We start from the raw sequence: 25,967 nt of genomic DNA, 5'->3' as shown, positions 1-25,967 counted from the left end.
AATATATTACATAAATTATATTCTGAGGTTATTATTTTATCTCATCTTCGTCTATAGTTATTGAGGATACAAGCCCTGAATAGTCTATTGTTACAAATATACGGAGGCTATCAAGAGTGAGATTAAAATTTTCAATAATTTCATCCTCGTTAATTGCGAAAGGATCTTCACTATTTTGCTGTTGACATATTTCAATAGTTTTTACGTGAGTAACAACACTTGGTTTGAGAAATTTTTCATTAATATTTACTGACAATAAGGAGGTATTTTATACATTTTTCATGCTTAAGTTCTCTTCCGACTAAGACCATAATATCTCTAAATTGTGTTATATTTATATTTTGAAGTTCATAATTAGGCATTTTTTTTATTACTTCGTCATATAATTCTACTAAACCTTCACATGCGTTATTATTACCCGTAAATAATGTACATTTAAAAGCTTTTTCAATTTTATAAAAATCTTGCATTAATGTACGAATGTTATTAGAAGAAAGTTTTTTAAATTCGTTTAATTGCTCATATGCATTTGTTAAAAACACTTGAGACAGATAACTTGAGTTGTTATTCTCTTGGGGCATATATTTATTACCTTGTTAAATGGGAGCTTAAGTAGAAGTTAACAAAAATTAAGTCTACAATTTAAATTTAGTAATATTTTTGCTAAAAAAAAGTTCGGCAGTGGAAAAAGAGATTATTTTTTTGGAAGGTAGTTGCAATATTATTCTGCCGGTATTATCGATATCTTTAAAAAGACCGGTTACTATATCGTTTTGATATTTAACGCTAATATTTTCATATAACTTATAAGCATGTTCTAACCATTTTTTTCTAATAAAAGGAAAACCGTTATTATGCCAAATTTGATAATATTCTTCAAAATTTTCTATTAATATCTCAAGTAAAGCTTGCGGTTCTATAGGTGGTAGATTTTCGCTTATTAAGCTAGTAGTAGGCTGGTCAATATTATCAGGGTGATAGGTAATATTAATGCCGATACCGATAATAAGGTAATAATTATTTTTTACTTTAACAGATTCAAGAAGTATACCGGCAATTTTCCGACCGTTAATTAATACATCATTGGGCCATTTTAGTTGTATAATGTTATTTTCGTTCCTTATGTCATTCCTGCTTTCGCGGGAATGACATAGAGCACTATGGGAGTGACATAAAGAGGTTATACTATCATAAACGCTAAGTGCCGTAACAAAAGATAATTGCGGCAATAATTCTAGCTCTTTATCAGGTTTTATTAGTAAACTTACATGTAAGTTACCTGACCTAGACTGCCAGTTTTTGCCGCTTCTACCACGTCCGTTAGTTTGAGATTTGGCAAGTACTGCATAGTTTGAATCAACTTTAGTATTCTGAGCCATTCTCATAGCCTCAGAGTGTGTACTGTCTAGCTTGTCAAAAACAATTAGTTTAAATTTACCGATATTCATTTTTTTAGTAGCCGTCATTGCGAGGAAAGGCGAGCTTTTTGCATGGCTCGAAAAACCCGCTCGATGTCATTCCTGCTTTCGCGGGAATGACATAAAAACACCTAACTCACCCCCTACTGACATGACTTGTAGCTACACTATGTTTGCTTTGAATTTTTGGTGCTTCGTTTTTACTCTTAGTTATAAAGCTTTCTAAATCTTGTTTAGTAAATTTAAACTTAGCAATATTTTCATCAAAGGTTTTAGTTTTATCAAATCTTACATTTTGATTTTTATCTATTCCAAGTACCTCAATGAAACTATCTTTTATTTTACTTGAAGCAGCAGTATCGTTTAAGGTATACAACAAAGCGTTCAATGAGTTTGTATCGGCTTTTAGTGTATTATTACGACTAGTTGCAGCAATAATTACATATTCTTTAAGCTTTTCATTTAATTCTTTTTCGTTTAATGCTCCGGTTTTACAAAATGATAATAACATCTTTGCTTTATCATTATGATTTTCAATAACTCCTTCTTGCCATTTAGAAGTATTATTTTCTTTTGACGGAATAAACATTTCTAACAATTTAGTGCCAAATGTTTTATGTAAATTTTTATTATCATAAATTTCATAAACATTTAGTAGAAATTTTTGATGGTCAAATATTTTATCTGCTTCTTTGCCAAGGTTATGATTATTCAAATGTTCTCTAGTTTGACAATATCCTTTAATATGCAAATAATCAGAATATTTTTGTGCATCTTTGAAATCCAAAGTATCTATTCCGGCAGTATCTAAAACAACAGTGTTTAAAGCATTTTCACGTAACTGCTCATTAGTTGCTCTTAGAGTTTCAGTATATTTAAATTTTCCTCCTACTTTTGCAAGCGTCTTAAATAATATATCAGCTAAAAACTTTACGATATCACTTGGGCTTTCAAATTTTTTTGCACTATATATAGCAATATTTGCATCAGCTTCCATACCCGTACCAAAAGCCATAGCTAGAGTTCTACCTTGCTTTTTAGCTAAGGTAATCTCCTCCATATTATCAGTTACTGCTTTTGTATCAAATTCCGGTTCATTGCCTTTAAAATATTTTGTCGGTATATTATCTCTATATCCACCGTCGATATATTTTTTATCGTCAATTTCTACCGGCTTAAAAACAAGCGGTATAGAAGCAGAAGCACGGCAAGCTAAAGCAATTTCAACATTTGGCGTATCAAAGCTATTGAAAATAGTTAGTTCACTTGTCTCTTGCTGAGTTGCCGTAATTACTAAATCCTTATACTGCACTGGATCGTATTTTCGCAGTAACGCTATATCCTTAAAATATATTTTACCGTCTTTTTGGTTGTATCTTTCTCTTAATTCATCAAGAGCTTTATCATCTTTAACATTTACTATATCTGATCTCTGTAAAAAATTTCCTATATTTTCTTTAATAACAAGTTCTAATAGAGCATATAAAGGTTTACCGTCTTTATTTAACTGTACTATACCCGCAGAAAACCCTTTTTTTCCAAGTAAAGTTTGCAGATTTGTATTTTTAGAAATTTCTTCAAATCGCTCAGGCGGTGTCCCAAGAGCTACCACTGTGGCAGTTATAGCACCAGCGGAAGAACCTGCTACCGCCTTGACATTATCTAAAATACCAGCTTTTTTTACTGCTTCATAAGCTCCAGAATATATTGCTCCCTTAGCTCCTCCTCCACTAAAAGCTATATATTCGATAGGAGCTTTCTGTGCTTGCTCTAACTCCTGCAATGTTTTTGTTTGATTGCTAGAAGATTGTTGAATTTTTTGTAGGTCTTTTAACTCCTCTAATATATCAGATTGCTCATTAACTACAGGAGTTTTTGACTCTTGCTTCAGATTATTAATAATAGGATGTTTTCTTACCTTTATATCAGCCATAGTTTTATTTTATTAAGTTATCTTCTACAAACTTCCAGTTAATCATATGCTTAATAAATATGTCAACATAATCAGGTCGTTTGTTACGATAATCAATATAATAAGCATGTTCCCATACATCACATGCAAGAAGCGGCTTCATACCGTTTGCTATAGGTGTACCGGCATTAGCGGTTTTTATAATTTGTAACCTATTATCGTGATATACAAGCCATGCCCAGCCGCTACCGAACTGCCCTACTGCCTCTTGCTTAAATTGTTCGCAAAACTCTTCAAAACTACCAAAATCTTTATTAATTTGTTCTAATATTTTACCGCTTGGCTTACCTCCGCCCTGCGGCTTTATTGAATGCCAAAAAAAGGTATGATTCCATATTTGGGCTGCGTTATTAAAAATAACCGCATTTGAGTTTTGTGATGACCATTCGATTATTTCTTCTAAATCTTTTTTTTGTAATTCTTCTTTATCTTTGAGTAAATTGTTTAGATTTTGTACATAAGCATTATGATGCTTACCATGATGATAATCAAAAGTCTCGAGAGTAAAATGTGGTTTAAAACTTTCTTTCTCATAAGGTAAATCAGGTAAGATAAAAGGATATGAGGTTTGATTAGATTTGTTGCAATAGGTCATGTTATTTTCTCTTATGTTGGTTTTTATATATTTATAGCGAGAATCAGTACGTCATTGCGAGGAAAAATTGAAAATTTTGACGAAGCAATCTCAGGAGTCTTACTTTATGAGATTGTCACACTCCTTGCAGTTGCTCGCAATGACGATTTAGTATCTACGCAGGAATGACATCTAAAGTAACTTATGAAAATCGGAAGCTAAATAAAGCGATCCGGTTATTATAATATTTGCTTTATTATCGCCGTTTATCTTCTTTATATCACTAATCGCTTCTTCGAGTGAGTCGCTTTCGCTAAAATCAATACCACTCTTTCTGCCTTCCAAATTTATTGTTTCTGCACTATGGCTTAGCGGTTCGGATAAAACTTTAACGCCGTAACCTTTAATTGTCAAGCCCTTAAAGTAAGAGCAAAATTCCTCGATATTCCTATTTTGAGTCATACCGAGTATTAAATATATCGATGATTTTAAATTATCACGCATCCAATTTGCCAAAACTTGAGCTCCGCTATTATTGTGAGCTGCGTCTATCCAAATTTGAACATTATCACCTATTAATTTAGAATATTTTTTCGGTTCTATTTTTTCGATTCTAGCAGGCCAAATAGTATTTTGTAATCCTTTAGCAATAACCTCATTATTAATATTAAATTGTTTGTTAATAAGGCTTATTAAGGCAATAACGCTTGCAGCATTTATTAATTGATGATCACCAAGTAGCGAAGGAGTCGGAAACTCATAGGTAAAATTTCGTGATGAATAAATAAATCCGTTGTCCGTCTTTTTAATACCGAAATCATATTCATAACAGAAACTCGGTACTTCTAACTCGTCAGCCTTTGCAAATAATGTTTCATAAACTTCCAAAGCTTGCATACTTATAACACAAGGAACGCAAGACTTCATAATACCAGCTTTCTCAACTGCTATTAGGGGTAATGTATTACCCAGCATATGCATATGATCATGTGAAATAGGTGTAATTAAAGTAATTAACGGTCGTTCTACTATATTTGTTGCGTCTAACCGACCACCTAGTCCCGTCTCTAAAATTAATATATCGGCTTTTGTTTTCTCAAATGCTAGAAACGCTGCTGCCGTAGTACCTTCAAAGAAGCTAGGTTCAATATTAAATTTTTCGCTTGCTACCCTCACCTGCTCACAAACCTGCCATAATTCCTTATCCGAGATTTTCTCACCTGCTACTACGATTCGTTCATTAAATTCTAATAAATGAGGAGATGTATAGCAATGTACCTTATAACCGGCAAGCGTAAAGATGCTTTTAAGCATAGCACTGCTTGAACCTTTGCCGTTTGTACCTGCTATATGTATGACGGGAGGAAGCCTTAAATGAGAGTTACCTAAGGCTCTTAAAAGTCTTGCTATATTTTCAAGATTATATTTAATGTTATTTTTCCAGGTCGGCACCGGAAAATGCGGCATTAGCATTGTTATTGATTTTTTTCATGAATGATAGAGTTATACCATATTTGTTGTCAACTTAAAGATCGATGCCATTCCTGCAAAGGTGGTGTTTTTGCATGGCTCGAAAAACCTACTCGATGTCATTCAATCGAGCTTTTAAAAAGCTTAAAAGTAGCGGATTCCCGCTTGCGCGGGAATGTGACATCGAAACTTTAGATCCACTGTTTTTAGGCAATACTGAAGTTCATCGAGTTTTTGGTTTTACTACATTGATAAGTCCAATTAATAATACTGACTTAATTATTCCCGGTATTATAAAAGGTAATACGCCGCCGTAAAATGCACCACTTGCTCCTAAGAGTGTAGAGAGCCACATCCAGCCTAAACTCATAATAATTATATTACCGATCAAACATAAAGATATCTGATTTAACCATTTATTAGAAGTAAAAATTTTATCTTTTAAGTTAACCATAACATATACGGCAATTACAAAACCTGCTAGATATCCTCCGGTAGGACCGCATAATATTCGTAAACCGCTTGAAAATTCTCCGAACACAGGGATTCCCATTGCTCCAAGAGTTATGAAAGATAATATTGTTAAAGGTGCGGTAGTCTTATTATATGTAAGTCCGATGAATATCACTGCAACGGTTTGCAATGAAATAAATATAGGCTTTATAGGTATTACTATTTGTGAACAAATAGTAAGTAATGCCACTCCTAAAACTATTTCTATTGCTTGCCTTGTGGTTAACTGTAGTGCGATTGAATTAAGTTGCATAAAATTACCGCATGATTTATTTTTAAGTAATTACACTAAATAGAATTATATAATGTCCTTGTCAAGAATATAAAAATGAAAATAAAAATTTATAATGATCTAGGAGTTTCAAAAGAAAGTATTAAGCATTGCGTGCATACCTTAAGACTTTATGCTCCAAAGTATAACGTAGATTATATTACTGCACAAGAAATTATAGACGAAAAGTGGGTTCAAAACACCTTATTACTTATTTTACTCGGTGGAAGAGATTTATACTATGTACAAAAATTGCAAGGCACAGGAAATGCTAATATAAAGAATTATATTAAAAACGGTGGTAATTTTCTTGGGATATGTGCAGGTAGTTACTACAGCGGTAACTATGTAGAATTCGCTAAAGGAACAAATATAGAGGTTATAAGTAAAAGAGAATTAAAGATTTTCAATGGAACGGTTAGAGGACCATTGCTTGCTCCTTATTATTACAATTCACATAAAGGAGCAAGAGCCGCTTATCTAAAAATAAATCCAACACTTAATTTAAATATTAAGGATTGTTATGCTTTTTATAATGGCGGTGGATATTTTATTGATGCAGAAAATACCAAAGATACTGAAATAATAGCAAGTTATGAGGATTCTCAGGCTGCAATAATAAAATGTACTTACGGCGACGGGACAGCTATTTTAAGTGGAGTTCATCTTGAATATGAGCCTGCACTCATAAACAATCAATCTCTTAATAATATTCGTAAAATACTAAAAGCTCATGATACGGAAAGAATCAAATTATTAAATTCTATATTAGACTTCTTCGGAAACTCGCTTATAGAGAGGAATTTGTAGGAAACACGCAGCACAGCACCGCAGCGTACATAGAAGTATGTGAGGATGCGAGCAACGAATTGACGCACAAATTACCTCTAGAAGTAGAGTTTCCGAAGAAGTCTATTCAAAAATCTAAATCTGTATAATAGTTTGGAGGGGTAAAGCCAGGGATTCTATCTTGTAGTAATAACCTAAAAGCCGGTCTTGATTTAATTAGTGAATACCAATGTTTGATAAGCGCCCATTTATCCCAATAAATCTCACCGAAATAATCGAGTACCGATAAGTGACAACTTGCGGCAATATCGGCAATAGTTAGTGAATCCGATACAAGATAACTTCTTTTTTCTAGTAAAGAAGTTATATATTCTAAGTGATAATTTAAATTATTTTTTGCAGCACGTAAAAACTCGGTTCGTGGGCTGCTCATTTTAGCAATTGATCTTATAACTTTTTCATCGATAATAATCTTAGTAACTTCACGATAAAATTTATCGTTAAACCAAAAGAATAATCGTCTAATTTCGCAACAAATATCAATATCTTCATCTAAAAAATTAAAATTCGGATATTTGCTATTAAGATATTCAACAAAAGGATAAATACCTACCACAAATAAGCCGTATGATTCTGCTAAAATAGGTAAAGTTCCGGCAGGATTTATTTTTAAGAAATCTTTATTGAATTGCCAATAATCTTCTTTAATCGTAGTAAATTCTATATCTAATTCTTTTAAGAAGACACGGGCTTGTCTTGAAAGAGGACAAATAGGATAATGATATAACTTTTTCATTAAATTGTGTTACAGTCCTAGTCATTCCGCGACTTGATCGCAGGATCTATCAATATTTAATATTTATTAAGCTGTTTTCTAAGCTCCCGCGATCAAGTCGCGGGATGACAATAAGGTCTATAAGCCGGATTCTGTATGAATATAAATTCATTGCAGTTATTTATCTAGGATAAACGTTACCGTTTACCTCAAGCGATCTACCCGCATTACAAGCCGGCTAGAGATAACCCGGGAACTTGATAAGTTCTGTAACGCCTATTTGATCTTGCTCTTGGTGGGGTTTACCATGCGTAATTTGTTACCAACTTACCGGTACGCTCTTACCGTACCTTTTCACCCTTACCAAAAATACTCGATCAACTTCAAAAATTGGCTGCGTCATTCCACAAGTACCTACGGTACTCACGTATTAAGTATACGCTCCGTTCCTCGTCTTGTGAACTCCTAGTTCTTTTTGAAGTTGATCTTTGTATTCATACTTGGCGGTGTATTTTCTGTGGTACTGTCCCTAAAGTAATAATACTCTGCCGGAGGTTAACCGGCACCATACCTCTATAGAGTCCGGACTTTCCTCGTGATCTATAGCTTTGCTATATATCATCACGCAACTGCACGACCATTTAGAATTATGGTCAATTTTCTTAAATTAGTCAATAACATTTAGAATAAGTTCAATTAACTTATTAAGTTCTGTGAAGGTTTCTAATTGATTTGCTATTTTGAGATATTTTTTAGCGAAAATTAATAAGATTTTTTTTGAAAATTTGACTTTTGTACACAGAATATAATTAAATTAGTAAGTATAATAACAATTATAAAATTTCAACTATTTTATTAAAGATATTCTTAATTTAACGTTGCTACTATTTTTTTCATACTGTATAAATATGTATTTAATGCTCCTAAACACATAAATTGTTAGTAAATTTTGATATATGATATGAAAAAATTAATTTATTATTTTGGCAGTAATGGTAGTGATGGAAACGCTAGCATGAAAAATATACTTGGTAACAAAGGTGCCGGTCTTGCCGAAATGTCCAACCTAAAACTACCTATTCCTGATGGTTTTACAATAACTACAGAGCTATGTAACTACTTTTATACCCACAATAATAACTTTCCTAAAAACTTTCAAAGCGACTTAAAAAAAGCTATCACCGAACTTGAAATAACTACCGGTAAAATTTTCGGCAGTACAAGCAATCCTTTGTTATTATCGGTGCGTTCGGGCTCTATGATTTCAATGCCTGGAATGATGGATACTATCCTTAATCTTGGAATGAATAACGAAGTGTGTAATGCTCTTGCGGATTCCTGCGGTGATCAACGATTTGCTCTTGATAGTTACAAAAGATTTTTAGAAATGTACGGTTCAACGGTATTATCTATACCTAGTGATCTATTTGCACAAATTTACGAAAAGCACAAGATACAAGCCGATATTCATAAAGATAGCGATATTACCGTAGAATTATTAGAAAAAATTATTGATGATTTCAAACGGTTGCATATTAAGTATGCTAAGCAACTAATTAATGATCCTTATGAACAGTTAGAATCGGCAATTAAAGCGGTGCTACATTCTTGGATGAGTAATAGAGCGGTTATATATAGAAAAATCAATAATATTTCGGAGGATTTCGGTACGGCTATTAATATCCAAGCAATGGTTTTCGGTAATTTAGGTAAAACTTCAGCTACGGGAGTTGCTTTTACTAGATCACCTTCTACAGGAGAAAAAAAGCTCTTTGGAGAGTTTTTAATAAATGCCCAAGGTGAAGACATAGTATCGGGAACTAGAACACCTATGCCTATTATTGCAAATGATTCAAATTCTATGCAAGCAATGATGCCGGAAGTGTTTAAGGAGTTATCACAAATTGCGCAAAAGCTTGAAGAACATTACTTAGATATGCAGGATATAGAATTCACTATAGAAAATAATAAGCTATATATTTTGCAAACACGTACTGCAAAAAGAACAGCCATCGCTGCTATTAATATTGCCGTACAAATGGTAGAAGAAAAGCTTATTTCTAAAGAACAAGCCTTAATGCGAATCGATCCGGAATCATTAAATCAATTATTACATACAAGAATTGATTATAGTAAGGGGCTTACTTCTATTGCTGAGGGGCTACCTGCTTCTCCTGGGGCTGCAACAGGTATTGCAGTATTCTCACCTTATGATGCCGAAAAATTATCTCATCATCATAAAGTAATTTTAGTACGCCATGATACTAGTCCTGAGGATATTAACGGAATGCATGTTTCTTCAGGTATTTTAACTATTAGAGGGGGAATGACTTCACATGCCGCAGTTGTGGCAAGAGGTATGGGGAAGCCTTGTGTTTGCGGTACAAGTAATTTATCTATAGATGAGAAAAAGCGAATATTAACAGCAGACGACATAGTTATTAAACAAGGTGATATTATAACGATTGACGGAGGTAGCGGTAAAATCTTCTTAGGTGAAATGCCGTTAATTCAACCTACTTTCAGTGAGGAATCAAAATTGATTTTAGATTGGGCAGACGAGATTAGTAGCTTAAAAGTTCGTGCAAATGCTGAAACAGTTAACGATGCTTTAGTATCTATAAAGTTTGGAGCTCAAGGTATAGGTTTGTGTCGTAGCGAACATATGTTTTTTGATAAAAATAAAATTCCTTTAGTAAGAGAAATGATTATTGCTCCTGATATAGAACGGAGAAAGCTTGCCGTGCAGAAATTATTACCTCTGCAAACTGAGGATTTTAAAGCTTTATTCAGAGTAATGAAAGATAAACCGGTAAATATTAGATTACTTGATCCGCCATTACATGAGTTTTTACCTACCACCGAAGAAGATAAAAAGAATTTAGCCAATAGCTTAAATCTACCTTTATCCATGATTAATCAACGTCTTCATGCTATGCATGAAGTAAATCCTATGCTCGGTTACCGTGGATGTAGACTTGGTATATGTTCGCCGGAAATTTACCAAATGCAAATTGAAGCAATTTTTACAGCTATTTTTGAGCTACATAAAAAAGAACATATAGAATGTAACTTAGAATTAATGATTCCTTTAATTAGCAATGTAGGTGAAATAAAAAAGCTTAAAATGGATATTTATGCGGTAATAGAGGAATTAGAGCAACGTTATAGATATAAGTTTTCCTTTACGCTCGGTACTATGATAGAACTACCCAGGGCAGCACTCGGCAGTAAGAAAATAGCTAAGGAAGTTGACTATTTTAGTTTTGGTACTAATGATTTAACTCAGACTACATATGGAATTTCTAGAGATGATATTGCCTCTTTTCTTCCATATTATTTAGAAGAAAAGATTTTTGAATCCGATCCATTTACTACTCTCGATGAAGAAGGAGTAGGAGAATTAATTGAAATTGCTATAAAACGCGGAAAAAGCAGTAATGCTAATTTGAAACTCGGAGCTTGCGGAGAACATGCAGGGAACCCTGCCTCTATAGAATTTTTTCATAGAATGAATTTAAACTATGTTTCTTGTTCTCCATACCGTATCCCTATAGCAAGAATCGCCGCAGCACAAGCTAAAATTAAACACGGGTGATAAAGGCGTTGTTGTGAGCGGGTATTGATACCTATAGTACCGGACATTTTTCGTTCTATGTCATTCCCGCGTGGCCTTGTTGCGTGAATCAATTTCACCTCTGTCATCCCGTGGCTTGACCACGGGATGACACAGTGGGTTTTACCGGTCCACGCAATGACCAAAAAATTATTTACAAATTAATATGATCATAATACCGATATTAAGCATTTTTGGGTTTTCGTCTTTTTTTGCCAAATATTTCAAAACAAAATTGACTTTCGCTATTCCCGTAACAATCAGCATATTAGTACCGATTTTATATTGTTTTGCTATGTTAAAGCTATTACCGGCTGCAACATATATATGTTATTTCATCGGTATATTTTTAGCTTTCATATCATTCCTGCATTTCATAGGCGTTGTTGTAGGGGGTGGCTCCGCTCCTGTCATCCCGCGATTAAGTAGCGGGATCCAGTTAAAAATGTTTAGTATTTTTAAGTTATATTTTTGGATACCGTGGTCAAGCCACGGTATGACACCGCACGCATTTCTTGATCTACGCAATAATACCTCCTGCATGTCATTTCTGTGGAAGCAGGAATCTAGAAAAAATATAATTGAAATCATTGTATTTACTTTATTGATTCTTTTGTTTTTTCTTTATACCAGAGATGCATCGCTGCATGCTTATGATGATTTCTCACATTGGGGAATATTTACTAAAGAATTGTTATATTTCGGTGTTTTTGAAAATCAGTTTTCGTTAACTTCCATTATTACTACTCATGCCCATTATCCAAGAGGAGCTGCCGTTTATCATTATTTTATGCTGCTACTTTCAGGTTATTCGGACGGTAACGTATTATTTGCTCATTTCTTATTACATTTAGCATTTCTAGCTCCTTTAGCTGCAAATAAGAAATTGTGGCAAACCGGAATGTTGTTTTTACTTTTACTTTGCGGCGTAGTATTATATACGACCGGAATTCGTTCAATATATAACGATAGTACTATTGGATTAATGTTCGGAGCTATTTTTGCAATTTATATCCTTGCGGAAGACAAGAAAAAAGCATTATTGCTTATTTTACCTATTATGATATTACTTGCCTTTTTCCGAGAAATTGGAACATGGCTTGCTAGTTTTGCTGCGATAATTCTTATAGCTCATTATATAATTTTTTATAAAAAGCCTAAAAAATCAAGTGATTATATTACGTATCTGATTTTACTTACTTTACCTATTTTGTGTAATTTTATTTGGATGAGTTATTTTAAAAATACCCATGATTTTTTTGACAGATGCGAACATAGTTTTAGCAATTTAGTATATATTGCTGAAAATTTTAATGAACAGCATAGATCATTATTACTAAATTACGGTAAATTTCTCTTGTTATTCTTATTAAAAGAAGGAAGTTTAGTTGTATATACTATTTGTATAGCTGCATGGTACGGCATTCGTAAATATAAACCGGATTTGCTGAAAGAATATAAATTTTTCCTGATAAGTACGTTTGCGTGTTTTATAATTTTTGCTTTGTGGCGGTTATATTTATATTTCTTTAACTTTAGTTATGAAGAGGCAATTAGAGGAGCATCGTTACTTAGATATCTTGGATGTTATGTTATAGCTATCGGAATAATTGCAGCTTCATATGTTAAAAATAGTATTTTCTTACACAAGCAAAGTAATAAAGAGTTATTTATATTCCTTCTGCTTCTTGCTGTTTCTACGTTTTCCGTAGTAAAAAATATACTAAGAATCAAACACTTAAACTTAGAACAAAAGAATTTTATCCAGCAAACAACAGAAGTTAAAAAGCTATTGGAGCAAGGCAATAAAATTGAATTTAACTTTAGCGGTAAGAAAGATAATTTACAATGTTATATATTAAATTATAATCTAGCACCGTATTTAGGTAAGCAATCCTTACAAGAATGCATAAAAGCTCCTAAAGAAGCGATTATAGAAACAAAGGAAGAAGCAGTATACGCTCCTTTTAAATAGCGTTGAGGATTTGTTGCACAGCTCCTATGTCATTCCTGTTTGATATTGTTGTGTAGATATTACCCCATCATTGCGAGCAGTCGTAGTACTTGCGTGGCAATCTCATAAAATAATAACAGACTTCTGAGATTGCTTCGTCAATTGCTATGCAATTTCCGTAGTTCAGAAGGGAAAGCTGATTCATGCAACAACATCACGCGAGAATAACATAAAACCAATATAGATTTTAACAATTATGGATATAAAATATAATTTAGCTGCCGCTTACCGAATAATGGCGTATTTATCGCTGGATGATCATACTTATACGCATCTATCCGCAAGACCTAAAAATGCCGATTTTTACTATATTTATCCTTTTGGACTAAGATTTGAAGAAGTAACTACAGAGAATCTTTTAAAAGTTAGTTTAGACGGACAAATTTTAGAAGGGGAAGAATATCAATATAATAAAACCGGTTACTTTATTCATGGTAGTATTTATAAAACACGCCCTGATATTTCTGCCATTTTTCATTATCATACTCCTGCAGTTATTGCCGTTTCTGCTTTAAAATGTGGGCTTTTACCGATCAGTCAATGGGCATTACATTTTTACGACAGAATATCATATCATAATTATAATTCTCTAGTACTAGATGCCGACAAACAGAGTAGTAGACTTGTTACTGACCTTAAACAGAATTATGTGATGTTACTTCGTAATCACGGTGCTATTACTTGCGGCAAAACTATTCATGAAGCTATGTTTTATACTTACCATTTAGAACAAGCTTGTAAAACGCAATGCCTACTAAATTCTACAAAAGAACAAGAGCTTATAATCCCTTCCGTAGAAATGTGTAAGCAGACGGTAAAAGACTTATTATCGTTTGAAGAAGATTTAGGCAAACGTGACTGGGCAGCTTGGCTACGACTTGTGAAGATGTGATCACAATACCACGACCCCAGCGGCTTTACTTACTTGTTTTAAGGATTTATCAAGTGTTGCTATTGGTAACCCACAGCGTAATGCTAGCTCTAAATAGCTAGGCATCATAAAGTGTTAATCCATATTGTACGGCTAAATCCATTGTCTCAAACCATATATGTTCCAGTGTGATTTGATCAATTTTGATGTAAAGATCCTTTAAAGTATAAATTGCTTGGTGACGTTGATTTGCAGTAAGACGTTTTGCACGCTCTGCACATAATAATACATTTCCAATCTTAAGCCCCCAAATAGCAGGGACAATTGCTCCTTCTGTTATGGTTTTATCTAGTATATCCAAGCTTGCTACTTAATCAGGCATAAGCCGTGATAAAGCGATTGAAGAATCTAAAACAAAAGAGACCATTTTTTACTTCTTACCCTTATTTTTGTAATTTAGCCATACTTCTAAATCCAATGGTTGTAAATTAATTTCTTTTGCGAGTTTTCGAAGTCTAAGAGCTGCAATCTTTGCTATTTCAATATTATATTATGAGAATCAATAGGAACAATTTTTGCAGCAGCTTTTCCTCTTTTAGTAATTAAAATTTCTTCACCTTTACTAGCTCAGTCTAATAATTTAGAAAAATGGGTTTTAGCATCAAAGGCTGTAATTGTGTTTTTCATATAATTAACTGTTAATTAACTAGTCAGTGATAACATATTTTAAATTTAAATGTCAAAAACTTTCATAGACATCTTTCCAAATGCTTATAGAGAGGAATTTAAAGGAGACACGGAAGCACTTGTCACCGCAGCGACTAGTACGTGAGTCTAGGTTCGATGTATAAACTACCTCTAGAAGCGAAGTTTGAAAAAATGTCTAATGCCTACAACCGCTACCGTGAATATGTGGAGGATGGAGTTTTATATGCTTTAGCATCTTTTTAAGTAGTGTATCACGCTTAAGTTTTGATAAATAATCTAAGAAAATTTTGCCGTTTAAATAATCTATTTCATGCTGAATTACAGTTGCTAAAAAGCCTTCTGCTGCTAGTTCTTGCTTATTACCGTTATAATCAAGATATTTTACCTTGATTGTTTTTGGTCGTGTAATAGATGCTTCAATGCCTGGAAACGATAAAGAACCCTTAATAAAAGTTTGTTTTTCTTCCGAAAAATAAGTTATGTCCGGATTAATAAAAACTATAGGCGATGATTTATTATTTTCATATAGGTCAACTACCGCTATACGCTTTAATATTCCTCCCATATTATAGCACCCAAGCCCACTACCCTTTCTATATGTAAATTCTGAAGCATTTTATCGACAATAGTACGAATATTATCATCAACAATGTCTATATATTCTGCTTGTTTTTTAAAAATATCGTTTGGTGCATAAACTATTTGATAGTAAGGTTTATCTTGATTCATTAATATACTCCGATAAATGAAGAGTTATTTTGGCATTGCTAAATAAAGATAGATATCGTTATTGCGAGCAAGCATTGTTGCGTAGACCGGTTTTCCCGTCATTGCGAGGAAATTACAAAGTAATTGACGAAGCAATCCAGTAAAAAATTCTAATTTACAGAATTTTTGTAATTATTTTCTAGATTGTGCCACGCAGCCTATGGCTGCTCACAATGATGACTCAGTGCAATGGTGTAGCTTTTTCAAACCATCAATATTTATTTAGCAATGCCATTATTTCATTACGATAGCTGATAATATATTCTGATTATAAGGTTCTTGCAAATGATATGAGCGTCTTTTACTTGGATATTTTAACGGATTTGTGTAAGTATCTTCAGCAATATTTTTTATATCTTTGACGCCTGCTTCTTTAAGTTTTAACTCTACAAAAGCCGGTAAATCAAACATATAATGATTTTCTTTTATAGAGTTTATAAAAAACTGTTTATTGTTAATATCCTTACTTAAGAAAGCTTTATAATATTCATCATCAACTTCATATGAACTTTGAGCTATAGCAGGACCTATCACTGCTATTAAATTCTTTGCTCCTTTTTCTGTTATTTTAGTAACTATATTACTAATAATGTTATTTATACTTCCTTTCCAACCTGCATGTGCCGCTCCGATTATTTTACCGTCGCCGCTTGCAAGTAATACTGGTACACAATCTGCCGATTGTACCGCTAATACTAAATTTTTCTTAGTTGTAATGCTGCCATCTGCTTCAGGTACGGCAATTATGGACTCATCAGCATTAACAATTTGATTGCCATGTGTTTGGTTTAAAATTAAAATATCTTGTGCTTTAAAATAAGTAGTAATAGATTTTTTGTTTTCAACTATTTCTGTTTCATTTATAGAGTTATTTTTTTTTATATATCTATGACTAGAATTATTGAATGTTTTATCAAAAATTTTATAATAAACTGATCCGTTTATTAATCCTTCCATGAAAATACCCCATATTAATTATAATAGTTTTATTAATACTTTATCCGGTCGTTTACAAAAAAATAAACAGCTAGAAAAAATAATAGCACAATTTCATCAAGACTATAACCTAATCCCTATTATCGGCGTAGAAATAGAGTTTTATTTAAGTCACAATATTGATATAGCTAAATTTGAAATTCTTTTAAGAAAATACTTAGCTAGATTTAAAATTGCTAAAATAAAAAAAGAAAAAGGTAATAACCAATTTGAAATAGATCTTCCCCCTTCTGTAAACTTAATACAATATATAAAAAATATATTAGAGGTTAAAACTATTTTAAAAAAAATGGCACAGCAGTTAAACGGTTATATAGATTTTTCGCCTAAGCCGTTTTTGGATGATTATGGTAATAGTATGCATTTTCATATTAATTTTAATTCCGAGTTCAATGATTATTATATAATTTTAGCAGCACAAGGGCTATGTCACTATATGTTAGACACCCTACTCGCTTTTATGCCTACTACTCTAGATTATTTACGGATAAATAAAAAATTTATGGCTCCTACGCATATATCGTACGGTGGAAATAATAGAAGCGTAGCCGTACGAACTCCAAATGCTTTTCCCAAACGTTTAGAACATCGCTTATCTTCCCCTGAAACCGATCCATATATAGCAATTTTTACTATTTTAAAGTCAATATTGTTGGCTTTAAAATCTCCAAGTTCGCTCCAAACAATAGAAAAAATTTACGGGAATGCTTTCGATCCACAATATAATTTAACTCCATTACCGACATCATCTCAGGAGAGCCTTATGTTATTTAAACCGGATTTTTTTAAATAATTTGTATTTTGTTCACAAAAACCTAAAAACTAAACAATCATTGTTTTTTACAACTAAAATAAAGATCGATATAAAAATATTAAATATAAAACTGCCGAAATTGTTTCAATTAATTATTTTATTTTTGTAACACTAAATACTGATGAAGTGCTTTAAGCTGCACTTCACTCTATATTTTCATAATTTTTCATTAGATAATTAAATTCCGCACCATAGATAAATATCATATTTATAATATAGAAGAATATTAATGTAACTATTATACTACCAAGGGAACCATACATTAGATTTAATTGATTATAGTAGATTATATAAGTTGAAAGCAAATAGCCGCTTATTATCCATAATATCACAGTTAATAAAGCCCCTGGAAATACATCAATAAAATTTAGTTTTACATTAGGTAATATATAATACAAAGACGAGGCACCTAAAAATAATAAAATTAAAATTAAAGAATATCTTATAAAATTTAAAATGATCTTATATTTTTCAATGGTTTCTAATATTATCGGAATTTTTGTAAATAATATTGGAATCACCACTAAAAGAAACATAGTAAAGGTAATCAAGGCACTAATTATAAGAAACTGTATAATACTAAGTAATCTTCTTCTTATATAAGGGGGGGGAGATTTTATTTGATATACACGATTTAAAATAGTCCTTAAACATTCTACAAAAGAAGAAGCAGTCCAAATACTGCCTACTATGGCAAGATTCATTAAACTTTGAGGAGGAGCACTTAGTAATTCTCGTATTCTTTTTGCTATTGATTCCGTTGCTTGTTCCGGAAGACTCTCTAGAAAAATTTGTATAAAATTTTGACCAAGTTCTGAAGCTCCTAGAAAGCTTGTTAAAGCTAATAAGAATACTAGGAAAGGGAAAATAGATAAAAGTATCATGAATGACATATATCCCGAATGTTCAATGCCATCATCTTCTATTGTTCTAAATAAGGCTACGTAAAGACAATTAAAAATTTTTCTCATTATAAAAGCTAAGTTGTTATTAATAATTTTATATTTAATCTTAAATAAGTTCGCTGTAAATAATTAATTTATAATTAAAATGAAACTATACTTTATCCTTGATTTGAAATATTAATATAGAAATAAAATTTCTCCTTGCATTAATTTTATATTTTGCTATAATACGCCAAAATTTTATTTTTTTTATAAATTGTAATTTATGCTTCAGTAAATAAGTTTTTAAAACATAAGGTATTCATATTTTAAAAATAATTTTGCACGATTCTTTAATAATTATTTACCAAATGATTACCAAAAACTTAAAAAATGTTATTTTATAGTTGCTTATAATATTAATTTATGGTATTATTTCTACCTACACTTGGATAAGTTTAATGGTATAAAATTATTAATAACCACATGTTTTATAATAATATAGGATAATATAATATCATTTTTGTTCAAAGAAAATTTTTAAATATAGATATAATTAGTAACCAAGGAGAGGATAATGGGTAGAAAAAACGATATTATACAAAAAATCGATAGTTTTATCGGCAAGAAAATTTATTCTTTAAGACTCGCTAAGGGGTTGTCTCGTCAACAACTTGCTGAAGTAATTGATGTTACGCATCAACAATTACAAAAATACGAAAAAGCAATTAATAGAATTTCTGTAGGAAGGCTAGTACTAATCGCAGAAGCTTTAGATAGGAATATTGATTATTTCTTTGAAGGTTTAGAAGAAGCTAATAAACCACGGCCCGTACATACTCAACATCAACGTATGTGTATTGAAGTTTCAAGAAATTTTATGAAAATTAATAGCACGGAAGAACAACAAGCCGTTAATAATTTAGTAAAATGTTTAGCTGGAAAAGAAAAACTAAAAACTAATGCATAAAGGCAAGCTGCCATCCTGTTATAAAAAAACTTATTTTTTATATGTTTTACTAGATTCCTGCTTTTAGCTAGGAATAACATTGCTTGCCTTGATAATATACAGAATACAAATCTTGATCAGCGTTGTAGAGGGGCAGGCTCTCTTTTAATAGGTGTTGATTTATTTACATTTTCCGACTGAATGCTATCTCTTGCATTCATTAATGCTCCCATAATTTTTATATTCTCTTTGATGTTAACTCTATCTCTTCCTACTACCATTTTAGCTTTTTCAATATCCGGCGTATCTTTACTTATAGGTTTTAATTCAGATTTTCCTGATACTACCCTTACATCTTCCGTTTTAACACTAGGGTTTTCAATTGCTTCTGCTTGTTTTTGTGTTTGTTCTTGTAATAACTTATCTATCGTTTGTAAACGTACCTCTTTAGATAAAGTTTTATCATCAATTAAATTAGCTTTAATGAAACTTTGCTGTTCTTCAGTAGAAGATTTAGTACCAAATGCCTTTACCAGCTCATCTACTTTTTTTATTGATTCCTCTTTTTTTTTTTCAAGAGTTTTAAAGTTACCATTTGAAGAAAGCATAGCACGAAAATTATTGACTTTCTCAACTGCAAGCTTAGAGATATTATTTAATATACTAGAAGTTTCTTGTACAATTCTTTCTTCTGCCGACACTACCGGTGCTTTGGGTTTTTCTAATGCTTCTATAACAGGATTAACAGCGTTAATTACTTCCTGAGCTTTGTTATATATATCATCGCGAGGCTTGTGTTCTTCTATATTCTGTCCTTTTAACCCTTCAGTTAAATTTTGAGTTTCTATATCTAAAGTTGCCTCACTCGCTGCATCTTTAGCTTTTTTAAGTGCCTCTTTTTCAGAGTCATTAATATTACTATTATCGATCCCACTAGAAACTGCCTTAGTTATTTCAGGACCTCCTTTGCCTTCATAAATACCGTCTACTAATCCTTTAGTCATTAGCTCTCTATCAGGTAAATTGGTCTTACTTTCTACAATACCTTTTTCCGCTGATGCCATAATAAGTGCTTTATTAGGTAAGGATAAAGAGGTATCACTATGAGTAGCTATAGTCTCGCCTACCCCTTTAACAATCTCTGCTTTATCTTGAGCTTCAAGCGAGCTTCCTGCAACTGTGTTAGTAATTTCTTGAATTATTTCGCCTTTGACTTCTGCTGTAGCCGGACCATCTAAAACATTAGACGTAATGGCTTGTATGTTTGTTGTTTTTAATTCAGTACTACTTAGAGGATCAAACAAAATATCATTTACTTTTTTTATTGTATCTTTTTTAGTTTGTTCCGCCGTAATCTTATCTAAATTCTGCTGCATCAATTGTTGCTGTGCCGGACTGAGAACTTGGGCTTCTACACCTTTCTTTAATACAGAACCTAATAATTTTTGTTTTTCCGCATTGCTTAATTCAGAGACATTAACCTTATCACCTACTGCTATAAGCATTGTTCCTTTATCTTCAGTAGAAAGGTTACTTTTTATTACAGCATCCGTAATACCGTCAATTGCTGCAGCTCTACTTGCATCATCTTTAAGACTTAAACCGACATCTACTGTTTTTTCTAACATCTGCTCTTTTTGCTTCGGCTCAAGATTCTCTGAATTTAAAGTGATAGCTACTGTAGCTTCAAGCATTTTTGATTTTTCTAAGTCTGGGGTATTCTGATCATTTTTTATGGTTTCTAATACTGCATTGACTCCAGCTACTTTTGCGTCCGGTGTGAGGTTTTGATTATTGACCGTATTTTCAGCTAAAGCAATGATATTAGTCTGCTTTTCAGCAATATCACTTTTCGCATTATGAAGAATTGCCGTGGCTGCTTCTTTAATTAAATCAATTTGTTTATTGCTATCAATTTCTTTTGTTAAACCTGCATTTACATAATTTAATAAATCTTGCATGCTGCCTGATAAAGCCGTAGCTGCATTAAGAAGGTTTGGATTCACTTGTTGCGATTGTGGCATTTGTGAAGTTTCAGGTTGCAGTGGTTGGTTAGTAGGAGTAATTGGCGGTACTTGTTGTTTATACTGAGGTGATTCAACCGATGAACTTGCTGTTTGCTGTGGAGTTATTAGCGGTTGTTCCTTACTTTGTCCTTGTCCTATTATAATATCTTCAGCTTGCGATAAATCAACGCTCTGCCCTTGGTTTAGTTCTACCTCTTTCATCATTTCTTTATATTTACCGCGTGTTACCGCAAGTGTATAAATTTCTCCACCATGCTCTATATAAGCTATTGCGTCATCTCCGGTTCCGGCAAATTTTAAAGGTTTTGGTGAGCTTATTTCTTTAAGTTGAGGTTTACCGTTTGGTCCTTCTTCATAGTGGGCAGTGAAATATATGGCTTTATCTTTGGAGGGCTTTGTACCATCAGCTTTTAATGCTACCATCGATAAATGCATTGACCCATCGGCTTTATCAAGTTTTATAGGAAAATCTATTTCCCTATATGAGCTGATCTGCACCTGAGTACCGTCTTGTTTAGCTACAGTAAAAGGCTTAGTTTTAACAGTTGTTTCATTTAAGGTACAGAGTTCATCACCTGCATCATTTTTAACTACTGTTGCTCTAAGATCGCTTGCACTTACTTGATTTTCCCACTGTACCGGTTTAAATCCACCAGGGTATCCACTAGCGGTACTAAATGTATTATGAACATTTTTATAGCCGGCTATTTCTATTGATTCTAATTTCTTTTTAAGCTCAGGATTTTCTAAAGCCTTATCAATAAATTCTCTATTAGCCGGATTACCGAAAAAAGTACTTAATGTTTTATCTTTTTCTTTTTCTTCTTCTATTTCTTTTCTTTTTTGTTCAGCTAAATCACGGTCTGTAAGGGCTGCTAGGTCTTTTAATATTTGTTCTATTAAATTATCTTTTTGCGGTTGTATAATTGTTTCTCTTACAGCCTTGGTTATTGGGTCTGATGTCTGACTGTCAGGAGAGATATTGCCCGATAAAGCACTAATTGAAGGGGTAGATTGAGCAGAAGATGCAGAAGTAACGATAAAACCATCGTCAGCTTCTAGTTCTGGGGTTGTAGTTTGAGATAACAATTCTTTTTGCTCTTGTTCTAATTTTTGCTTTTGTTCTTCTGTATATTCCTTATTTGCTAAAGGGTCAAATTCACTTGTATCTAGGTTACCGTCTTTACTCATAAAACCTCTCATTTAACCAAAAATTAATTAGCATAAACTGTCAATGATACGTAGTCAAGCCGATGTTATTACGTTGATCTTTACCCTCTATGTCATTCCCGCGTAGGCGGGAATCCAGAAAAAAGCGAAATAAATCGAGCTTTTAATTTAAAATAATTTAAAAATCTAGTGTGCTTAGACTTTTTAGTGATTGGATGCCCGCCTACGCGGGAATGACATAACATATCCTTTTTCACAGTTTGTGTTATACTGTCAAAGATAGTATATAGAAATTTTAGTAATATCAAGAAAAAACTAATATTATTATTGAGAAAATTTAATAGAATTTTTATATTCTTCATTGAGTGCTTTAGTTGCCCAAAGCCAGGTTAAGCAAGTAATTATAAATATAATCATTAAACAGATGGAAATAGATTGATAACTAGCGGAAGGTAATATTATAAATATCAATGATTGTAAAAATGCACTGCCAGATTTACCGAGTTTTGTACCTATCACGTCGGCAGCAGCTTTGCCTTTTATTTTTATTTCTGGATCTAAAGGAACATAGGCCATTTCTTTTGTTGAATCAAATAAGGTATATTTGCTTGATTTACTAAGCACATTTTGAATAGCACCTATTGTTATAGCAATTAAAGCAGGATCGGTTAGAATAAAATTTGCTATTATTAAGCCGGCAAATCTTTCAAAATTATTAACGGCAAAAAATAATATACCGGTAATAAAAACTATTAAAGGCGTGATAACAGCAGCCGTAAACCAGCCAAGTCTTCTAACTATATTTGAACCAAGTACGACAAATAAAATAGTAAATACTCCGGTATAGCGCAAATAACTTCCTATAAAAGCTGCATATTCGGTTGGAGTTTTATAAATTTTAGTAGCTGCTGCTTTCCAAGGACCTTCTACTAAATTAATGGCAATGCCATAGCAGATAAGCAAAGTTGCAATTAATCTAATATGTCTTGACGATAGAAGCATCTGAAAACTTTCGGCAATAGTCATAGATTTTTTCTTTGCTTTAAACCTGAGTAACGCCATATGCTCTTTGTCTAGTACTTTATGATTAAGCAACCAAAAAGTTTTAATAGTTATTATTCCTAAAATTAATACTATAGTTAGTATAATTTGTATAGAAAGTATATGAAAAGACGATTGCAATGCAAATTTATTAGTTACGTAATCATTAATATTACTTAGATTTTCTAAAAACTGCCCTGCTAAATAAATACCTGTTTGACTAAGTAAACCGAATAACGGATAAAATCTTTGAGATTCTTCCACTGTAGTAATATTATTAACAAACTGCCAAAAAAGTAATGCGAAAACTACGTTTGGCCATAATTCGGCTATTATATAAAATAACGAAAAACCCCATTTTGATAAAAGCAATATAAACCATTTTAAATTAGGTAAACTTGCCGTTAAATTTTGAACGGTTACAGGGCTTAAATGCAGCATTTCATGATTTGGAAAAATAACGTAAGCAAAAAGAGCAAAGAATGTTAAAAATATTGATATAATAAGATAAAATATATTTTCTGCTTTCATCTGATTAACAAGCTTTACATATATAGCAGTCATTAAAAAAGCTGACGGCATCACTCCCCAAAACTTCAAAAACGAGATAGTCTCGGCACCGATCATAGTAGTAACAATACTATCTTTTAAAGCTCTGATTAGATTTTGGATAAATAAAATACAGAACATTAATAAAGTGATGAATAAAAATTTAGAAACTTCATGGCGTTTTATAGGCCAGATATAATCGGTAAGGTTGGAAAAACAGCTATTGATTTTAGAGAAAGAATCTTCTATATTACTGGGGTTAATCGTCATTATTTGGTCTAACCTATCTTGCTATTGGCTAGAGTTATATATTAAAGATTTTCTAAATTTAAGTCAAGTTAAAATCAAATTAAAATGAGTAATTATTGGTTAAATATTTATAAACCAAGAGGTATAAGTTCTGCTCAACTTGTTAGCATAGTAAAAAAAATACTCGGTAAAACCAAGATAGGACATGCCGGTACTTTAGACGTAGAAGCGGAAGGAATATTACCGCTTGCCGTAGGTGAAGCTACAAAGCTGATACATCTGCTAATTGATGCTAGAAAAACCTATATTTTTACCGTAAAATTCGGAACGCAAACCAATAGTGGCGATTATGCCGGTAAAGTAATAGCAACGAAAGATTGTATCCCTTCTCAAGAAGAAGCTTATGCCGTATGTTCTAAATTTATCGGTAACGTAACACAAATACCGCCGGCTTTTTCAGCTCTTAAAGTTAACGGTGTAAGAGCTTATAAATTGGCTAGAGAGGGAAAAACAGTAGAATTAAAGCCACGAAATATAACTATTTATGATCTAAAATGTTTAAATTTTGATGAGAAAAATGCTACCGCTACATACTATACGGAATGCTCAAAAGGTACTTATATCAGGACTTTAGCAGAAGATTTGGCATTGTCCTTGCAAAGTTTAGGATTTGTGATAGAATTACGCCGTACTCAGGTTGGCATATTTAAAGAAGAAAATGCTATCCGAATTAAATCGCCTGACGAAATTACCAAAAATTCCCTAGAGGAAAAAAGTATAAAGATAGAAGCAATACTGGACGACATCCTGGTTCTTGATGCAACTGACAGCCAAGCACAGCAAATTAAATATGGACAGAAATGTTTATTTAATTATGAAAAAGACTTTAGACATCTTGCCAAATTTGCTTATAGAGAGGAATTTGAAGGAAACACGGAACGCAGCACCACAGCGTACACTTTAGTACATGAGGATTCGAGTACCGGATTGACTTACAAATTACCTCTAGAAGTAGAGTTTGGCAAGATGTCTGTTGATCTTTTATGGGTTCGCTATAAAGACACTTTGCTTGCAATAGGTAGCTTAAACAAGAGTTGCTTTAATTCTTTACGAGTATTTAATTTAACACAAGACTTCTTTTAAAACTGGAAGTCTATATATTTAAGGAGAAATTATCGATGTCGATTACTACAGAACGTAAACAACAATTAATTAAAGAATATGCTATAACGGAAAATGATACCGGTTCAAGTGCAGTGCAATGTGCTATTTTAACTGAAAGAATCAATAATTTAACCGAGCATTTTAAATCTAACCATAAAGATCATACTTCAAGACGCGGATTATTAATTTTAGTCGGGCGTCGCCGCAGATTACTTAACTATATTAAAAAGAATAATGTTAGCAAATATTTAGATTTAATAAGTAAGCTAGGAATTAGAAAGATTAAGTAGTTGGATGATCGTCATTGCGAGCAGCCGTAGGCTGCGTGGTAATCTCGTCAAATATCCTGAGATTACTTCGTAATT

The 25,967-nt window shown here is 32.5% G+C and carries 22 protein-coding genes, 1 other RNA gene and 4 pseudogenes; 9 read left to right on the top strand and 18 right to left on the bottom strand.

Translation table 11 applies throughout. The annotated features are described in order from the left end of the window. Positions 1-31: 31 nt before the first annotated feature. The 7 genes from MCC_RS04105 to MCC_RS04075 form a co-directional block, all read right to left on the bottom strand. Positions 32-256 (bottom strand): hypothetical protein, encoded by a 225-nt coding sequence (locus tag MCC_RS04105; RefSeq protein ID WP_231288650.1) that lies wholly within the window; start codon positions 254-256, stop codon positions 32-34. Then, positions 240-581: a hypothetical protein gene (locus tag MCC_RS10320; protein ID WP_231288649.1), complete on the bottom strand. Its 342-nt coding sequence runs from the start codon at positions 579-581 to the stop codon at positions 240-242. The genes MCC_RS04105 and MCC_RS10320 overlap by 17 nt, the downstream gene beginning before the upstream one ends. Before the next feature lie 54 nt (positions 582-635). After that, the gene (locus tag MCC_RS04095) at positions 636-1,448 is read right to left on the bottom strand and encodes a biotin--[acetyl-CoA-carboxylase] ligase (RefSeq protein WP_041405511.1); all 813 of its coding nucleotides are present in this window, start codon (positions 1,446-1,448) and stop codon (positions 636-638) included. 106 nt (positions 1,449-1,554) lie between these two features. Continuing rightward, positions 1,555-3,351, bottom strand: coding sequence for a patatin-like phospholipase family protein (locus MCC_RS04090; protein ID WP_014408656.1), 1,797 nt, complete (start codon positions 3,349-3,351; stop codon positions 1,555-1,557). A 4-nt stretch (positions 3,352-3,355) separates the two neighbouring features. Continuing rightward, positions 3,356-3,985, bottom strand: coding sequence for a superoxide dismutase (locus MCC_RS04085; protein ID WP_014408655.1), 630 nt, complete (start codon positions 3,983-3,985; stop codon positions 3,356-3,358). A gap of 171 nt (positions 3,986-4,156) precedes the next feature. After that, entirely contained in the window at positions 4,157-5,437 is a 1,281-nt protein-coding gene (locus MCC_RS04080; protein WP_014408653.1) for a folylpolyglutamate synthase/dihydrofolate synthase family protein, read from the bottom strand. A gap of 220 nt (positions 5,438-5,657) precedes the next feature. Continuing rightward, on the bottom strand, positions 5,658-6,200 hold the full coding sequence (locus MCC_RS04075; protein WP_014408652.1) for a biotin transporter BioY: 543 nt from the start codon (positions 6,198-6,200) through the stop codon (positions 5,658-5,660). A 75-nt stretch (positions 6,201-6,275) separates the two neighbouring features. On the opposite strand from MCC_RS04075, the gene MCC_RS04070 reads away from it, so the two are divergent. Together MCC_RS04070 and MCC_RS11175 are read left to right on the top strand one after the other, a co-directional pair. Beyond that, complete coding sequence (locus MCC_RS04070; RefSeq protein ID WP_014408651.1) at positions 6,276-7,028, top strand: BPL-N domain-containing protein; 753 nt, start codon at positions 6,276-6,278, stop codon at positions 7,026-7,028. Next, positions 6,971-7,147 (top strand): annotated as a pseudogene (locus tag MCC_RS11175) (palindromic element RPE1 domain-containing protein); the annotation flags it as partial. The gene MCC_RS04070 and the pseudogene MCC_RS11175, both read left to right, overlap by 58 nt. Here the strand turns inward: MCC_RS11175 and MCC_RS04065 are convergent. Further along, positions 7,135-7,803, bottom strand: coding sequence for a glutathione S-transferase family protein (locus MCC_RS04065; protein ID WP_014408650.1), 669 nt, complete (start codon positions 7,801-7,803; stop codon positions 7,135-7,137). The pseudogene MCC_RS11175 and the gene MCC_RS04065 sit on opposite strands and share 13 nt — an antisense overlap. 104 nt (positions 7,804-7,907) lie before the next feature. After that, positions 7,908-8,427, bottom strand: an RNA gene (gene rnpB, locus MCC_RS07300) — RNase P RNA component class A. Between the two features lie 316 nt (positions 8,428-8,743). Here rnpB and ppdK point away from each other — a divergent pair. Next, the gene (gene ppdK / locus MCC_RS04060; RefSeq protein ID WP_014408649.1) at positions 8,744-11,380 is read left to right on the top strand and encodes a pyruvate, phosphate dikinase; all 2,637 of its coding nucleotides are present in this window, start codon (positions 8,744-8,746) and stop codon (positions 11,378-11,380) included. 168 nt (positions 11,381-11,548) lie between these two features. Here ppdK and MCC_RS11170 read toward each other — a convergent pair whose 3' ends face one another. Then, positions 11,549-11,665: a hypothetical protein gene (locus MCC_RS11170; protein WP_014408648.1), complete on the bottom strand. Its 117-nt coding sequence runs from the start codon at positions 11,663-11,665 to the stop codon at positions 11,549-11,551. Between the two features lie 28 nt (positions 11,666-11,693). Between MCC_RS11170 and MCC_RS04055 the strand changes: the two genes are divergently transcribed. Both MCC_RS04055 and MCC_RS04050 read left to right on the top strand, forming a co-directional pair. After that, entirely contained in the window at positions 11,694-13,373 is a 1,680-nt protein-coding gene (locus tag MCC_RS04055) for a hypothetical protein (protein ID WP_331270627.1), read from the top strand. 235 nt (positions 13,374-13,608) lie between these two features. Then, the gene (locus MCC_RS04050) at positions 13,609-14,304 is read left to right on the top strand and encodes a class II aldolase/adducin family protein (RefSeq protein ID WP_014408646.1); all 696 of its coding nucleotides are present in this window, start codon (positions 13,609-13,611) and stop codon (positions 14,302-14,304) included. Positions 14,305-14,401: 97 nt separating this feature from the next. Here the strand turns inward: MCC_RS04050 and MCC_RS11440 are convergent, their stop codons facing one another. The 5 genes and pseudogenes from MCC_RS11440 to pgeF all read right to left on the bottom strand — a co-directional run bounded on the left by MCC_RS11440 (position 14,402) and on the right by pgeF (position 16,716). Continuing rightward, positions 14,402-14,644 carry a type II toxin-antitoxin system VapC family toxin gene (locus MCC_RS11440; RefSeq protein ID WP_231288648.1) on the bottom strand — a complete coding sequence of 81 codons (243 nt, stop codon included), beginning with the start codon at positions 14,642-14,644 and terminating at the stop codon, positions 14,402-14,404. Between the two features lie 69 nt (positions 14,645-14,713). Continuing rightward, positions 14,714-14,970: pseudogene (locus tag MCC_RS11160) on the bottom strand (type II toxin-antitoxin system Phd/YefM family antitoxin). A 196-nt stretch (positions 14,971-15,166) separates the two neighbouring features. Continuing rightward, positions 15,167-15,720: pseudogene (gene def, locus MCC_RS04040) on the bottom strand (peptide deformylase). Positions 15,721-15,808: 88 nt separating this feature from the next. Then, positions 15,809-15,891: pseudogene (locus tag MCC_RS11435) on the bottom strand (lytic transglycosylase domain-containing protein); the annotation flags it as partial. Between the two features lie 102 nt (positions 15,892-15,993). Continuing rightward, complete coding sequence (gene pgeF / locus MCC_RS04035) at positions 15,994-16,716, bottom strand: peptidoglycan editing factor PgeF (RefSeq protein WP_014408645.1); 723 nt, start codon at positions 16,714-16,716, stop codon at positions 15,994-15,996. Between pgeF and MCC_RS04030 the strand changes: the two genes are divergently transcribed. Beyond that, positions 16,715-17,548 (top strand): type I glutamate--ammonia ligase, encoded by an 834-nt coding sequence (locus tag MCC_RS04030; protein WP_014408644.1) that lies wholly within the window; start codon positions 16,715-16,717, stop codon positions 17,546-17,548. The genes pgeF and MCC_RS04030 overlap by 2 nt on opposite strands. 164 nt (positions 17,549-17,712) lie before the next feature. Here the strand turns inward: MCC_RS04030 and MCC_RS04025 are convergent, their stop codons facing one another. Continuing rightward, positions 17,713-18,540 carry a YihY/virulence factor BrkB family protein gene (locus MCC_RS04025; protein ID WP_014408643.1) on the bottom strand — a complete coding sequence of 276 codons (828 nt, stop codon included), beginning with the start codon at positions 18,538-18,540 and terminating at the stop codon, positions 17,713-17,715. Positions 18,541-19,030: 490 nt separating this feature from the next. On the opposite strand from MCC_RS04025, the gene MCC_RS04020 reads away from it, so the two are divergent. Further along, a complete protein-coding gene (locus tag MCC_RS04020) occupies positions 19,031-19,423 on the top strand; it encodes a helix-turn-helix domain-containing protein (protein WP_014365799.1) in 393 nt (130 codons plus the stop codon). A 116-nt stretch (positions 19,424-19,539) separates the two neighbouring features. Here MCC_RS04020 and MCC_RS04015 read toward each other — a convergent pair whose 3' ends face one another. Both MCC_RS04015 and tlc4 read right to left on the bottom strand, forming a co-directional pair. After that, positions 19,540-22,620, bottom strand: a complete 3,081-nt coding sequence (locus MCC_RS04015) for a Sca4 family spreading effector (protein ID WP_014408642.1) — start codon at positions 22,618-22,620, stop codon at positions 19,540-19,542. A gap of 303 nt (positions 22,621-22,923) precedes the next feature. Continuing rightward, entirely contained in the window at positions 22,924-24,459 is a 1,536-nt protein-coding gene (gene tlc4, locus MCC_RS04005; protein WP_014408640.1) for an NTP/NDP exchange transporter Tlc4, read from the bottom strand. An 84-nt stretch (positions 24,460-24,543) separates the two neighbouring features. On the opposite strand from tlc4, the gene truB reads away from it, so the two are divergent. Continuing rightward, positions 24,544-25,581, top strand: coding sequence for a tRNA pseudouridine(55) synthase TruB (truB, locus tag MCC_RS04000; RefSeq protein WP_014408639.1), 1,038 nt, complete (start codon positions 24,544-24,546; stop codon positions 25,579-25,581). Between the two features lie 35 nt (positions 25,582-25,616). Continuing rightward, positions 25,617-25,892, top strand: a complete 276-nt coding sequence (gene rpsO, locus MCC_RS03995; RefSeq protein WP_004995678.1) for a 30S ribosomal protein S15 — start codon at positions 25,617-25,619, stop codon at positions 25,890-25,892. The last annotated feature ends 75 nt before the right edge of the window (positions 25,893-25,967 follow it).

It is taken from the genome of Rickettsia rhipicephali str. 3-7-female6-CWPP (genome assembly GCF_000284075.1).
Classification (GTDB): domain Bacteria; phylum Pseudomonadota; class Alphaproteobacteria; order Rickettsiales; family Rickettsiaceae; genus Rickettsia; species Rickettsia rickettsii.
This window is presented reverse-complemented; position numbering and strand designations above follow the sequence as displayed.

Excerpts from the sequence above, each read along its gene's own strand:
- MCC_RS10320 (WP_231288649.1), bottom strand. The coding sequence starts at position 581 with ATGCCCCAAGAGAATAACAACTCAAGTTATCTGTCTCAAGTGTTTTTA.
- MCC_RS04095 (WP_041405511.1), bottom strand. The coding sequence starts at position 1,448 with ATGAATATCGGTAAATTTAAACTAATTGTTTTTGACAAGCTAGACAGT.
- MCC_RS04090 (WP_014408656.1), bottom strand. The coding sequence starts at position 3,351 with ATGGCTGATATAAAGGTAAGAAAACATCCTATTATTAATAATCTGAAG.
- MCC_RS04085 (WP_014408655.1), bottom strand. The coding sequence starts at position 3,985 with ATGACCTATTGCAACAAATCTAATCAAACCTCATATCCTTTTATCTTA.
- MCC_RS04080 (WP_014408653.1), bottom strand. The coding sequence starts at position 5,437 with ATGCTAATGCCGCATTTTCCGGTGCCGACCTGGAAAAATAACATTAAA.
- MCC_RS04075 (WP_014408652.1), bottom strand. The coding sequence starts at position 6,200 with ATGCAACTTAATTCAATCGCACTACAGTTAACCACAAGGCAAGCAATA.
- MCC_RS04070 (WP_014408651.1), top strand. The coding sequence starts at position 6,276 with ATGAAAATAAAAATTTATAATGATCTAGGAGTTTCAAAAGAAAGTATT.
- MCC_RS04065 (WP_014408650.1), bottom strand. The coding sequence starts at position 7,803 with ATGAAAAAGTTATATCATTATCCTATTTGTCCTCTTTCAAGACAAGCC.
- ppdK (WP_014408649.1), top strand. The coding sequence starts at position 8,744 with ATGAAAAAATTAATTTATTATTTTGGCAGTAATGGTAGTGATGGAAAC.
- MCC_RS11170 (WP_014408648.1), bottom strand. The coding sequence starts at position 11,665 with ATGCTGATTGTTACGGGAATAGCGAAAGTCAATTTTGTTTTGAAATAT.
- MCC_RS04055 (WP_331270627.1), top strand. The coding sequence starts at position 11,694 with ATGTTAAAGCTATTACCGGCTGCAACATATATATGTTATTTCATCGGT.
- MCC_RS04050 (WP_014408646.1), top strand. The coding sequence starts at position 13,609 with ATGGATATAAAATATAATTTAGCTGCCGCTTACCGAATAATGGCGTAT.
- MCC_RS04030 (WP_014408644.1), top strand. The coding sequence starts at position 16,715 with ATGAAAATACCCCATATTAATTATAATAGTTTTATTAATACTTTATCC.
- pgeF (WP_014408645.1), bottom strand. The coding sequence starts at position 16,716 with ATGGAAGGATTAATAAACGGATCAGTTTATTATAAAATTTTTGATAAA.
- MCC_RS04025 (WP_014408643.1), bottom strand. The coding sequence starts at position 18,540 with ATGAGAAAAATTTTTAATTGTCTTTACGTAGCCTTATTTAGAACAATA.
- MCC_RS04020 (WP_014365799.1), top strand. The coding sequence starts at position 19,031 with ATGGGTAGAAAAAACGATATTATACAAAAAATCGATAGTTTTATCGGC.
- MCC_RS04015 (WP_014408642.1), bottom strand. The coding sequence starts at position 22,620 with ATGAGTAAAGACGGTAACCTAGATACAAGTGAATTTGACCCTTTAGCA.
- tlc4 (WP_014408640.1), bottom strand. The coding sequence starts at position 24,459 with ATGACGATTAACCCCAGTAATATAGAAGATTCTTTCTCTAAAATCAAT.
- truB (WP_014408639.1), top strand. The coding sequence starts at position 24,544 with ATGAGTAATTATTGGTTAAATATTTATAAACCAAGAGGTATAAGTTCT.
- rpsO (WP_004995678.1), top strand. The coding sequence starts at position 25,617 with ATGTCGATTACTACAGAACGTAAACAACAATTAATTAAAGAATATGCT.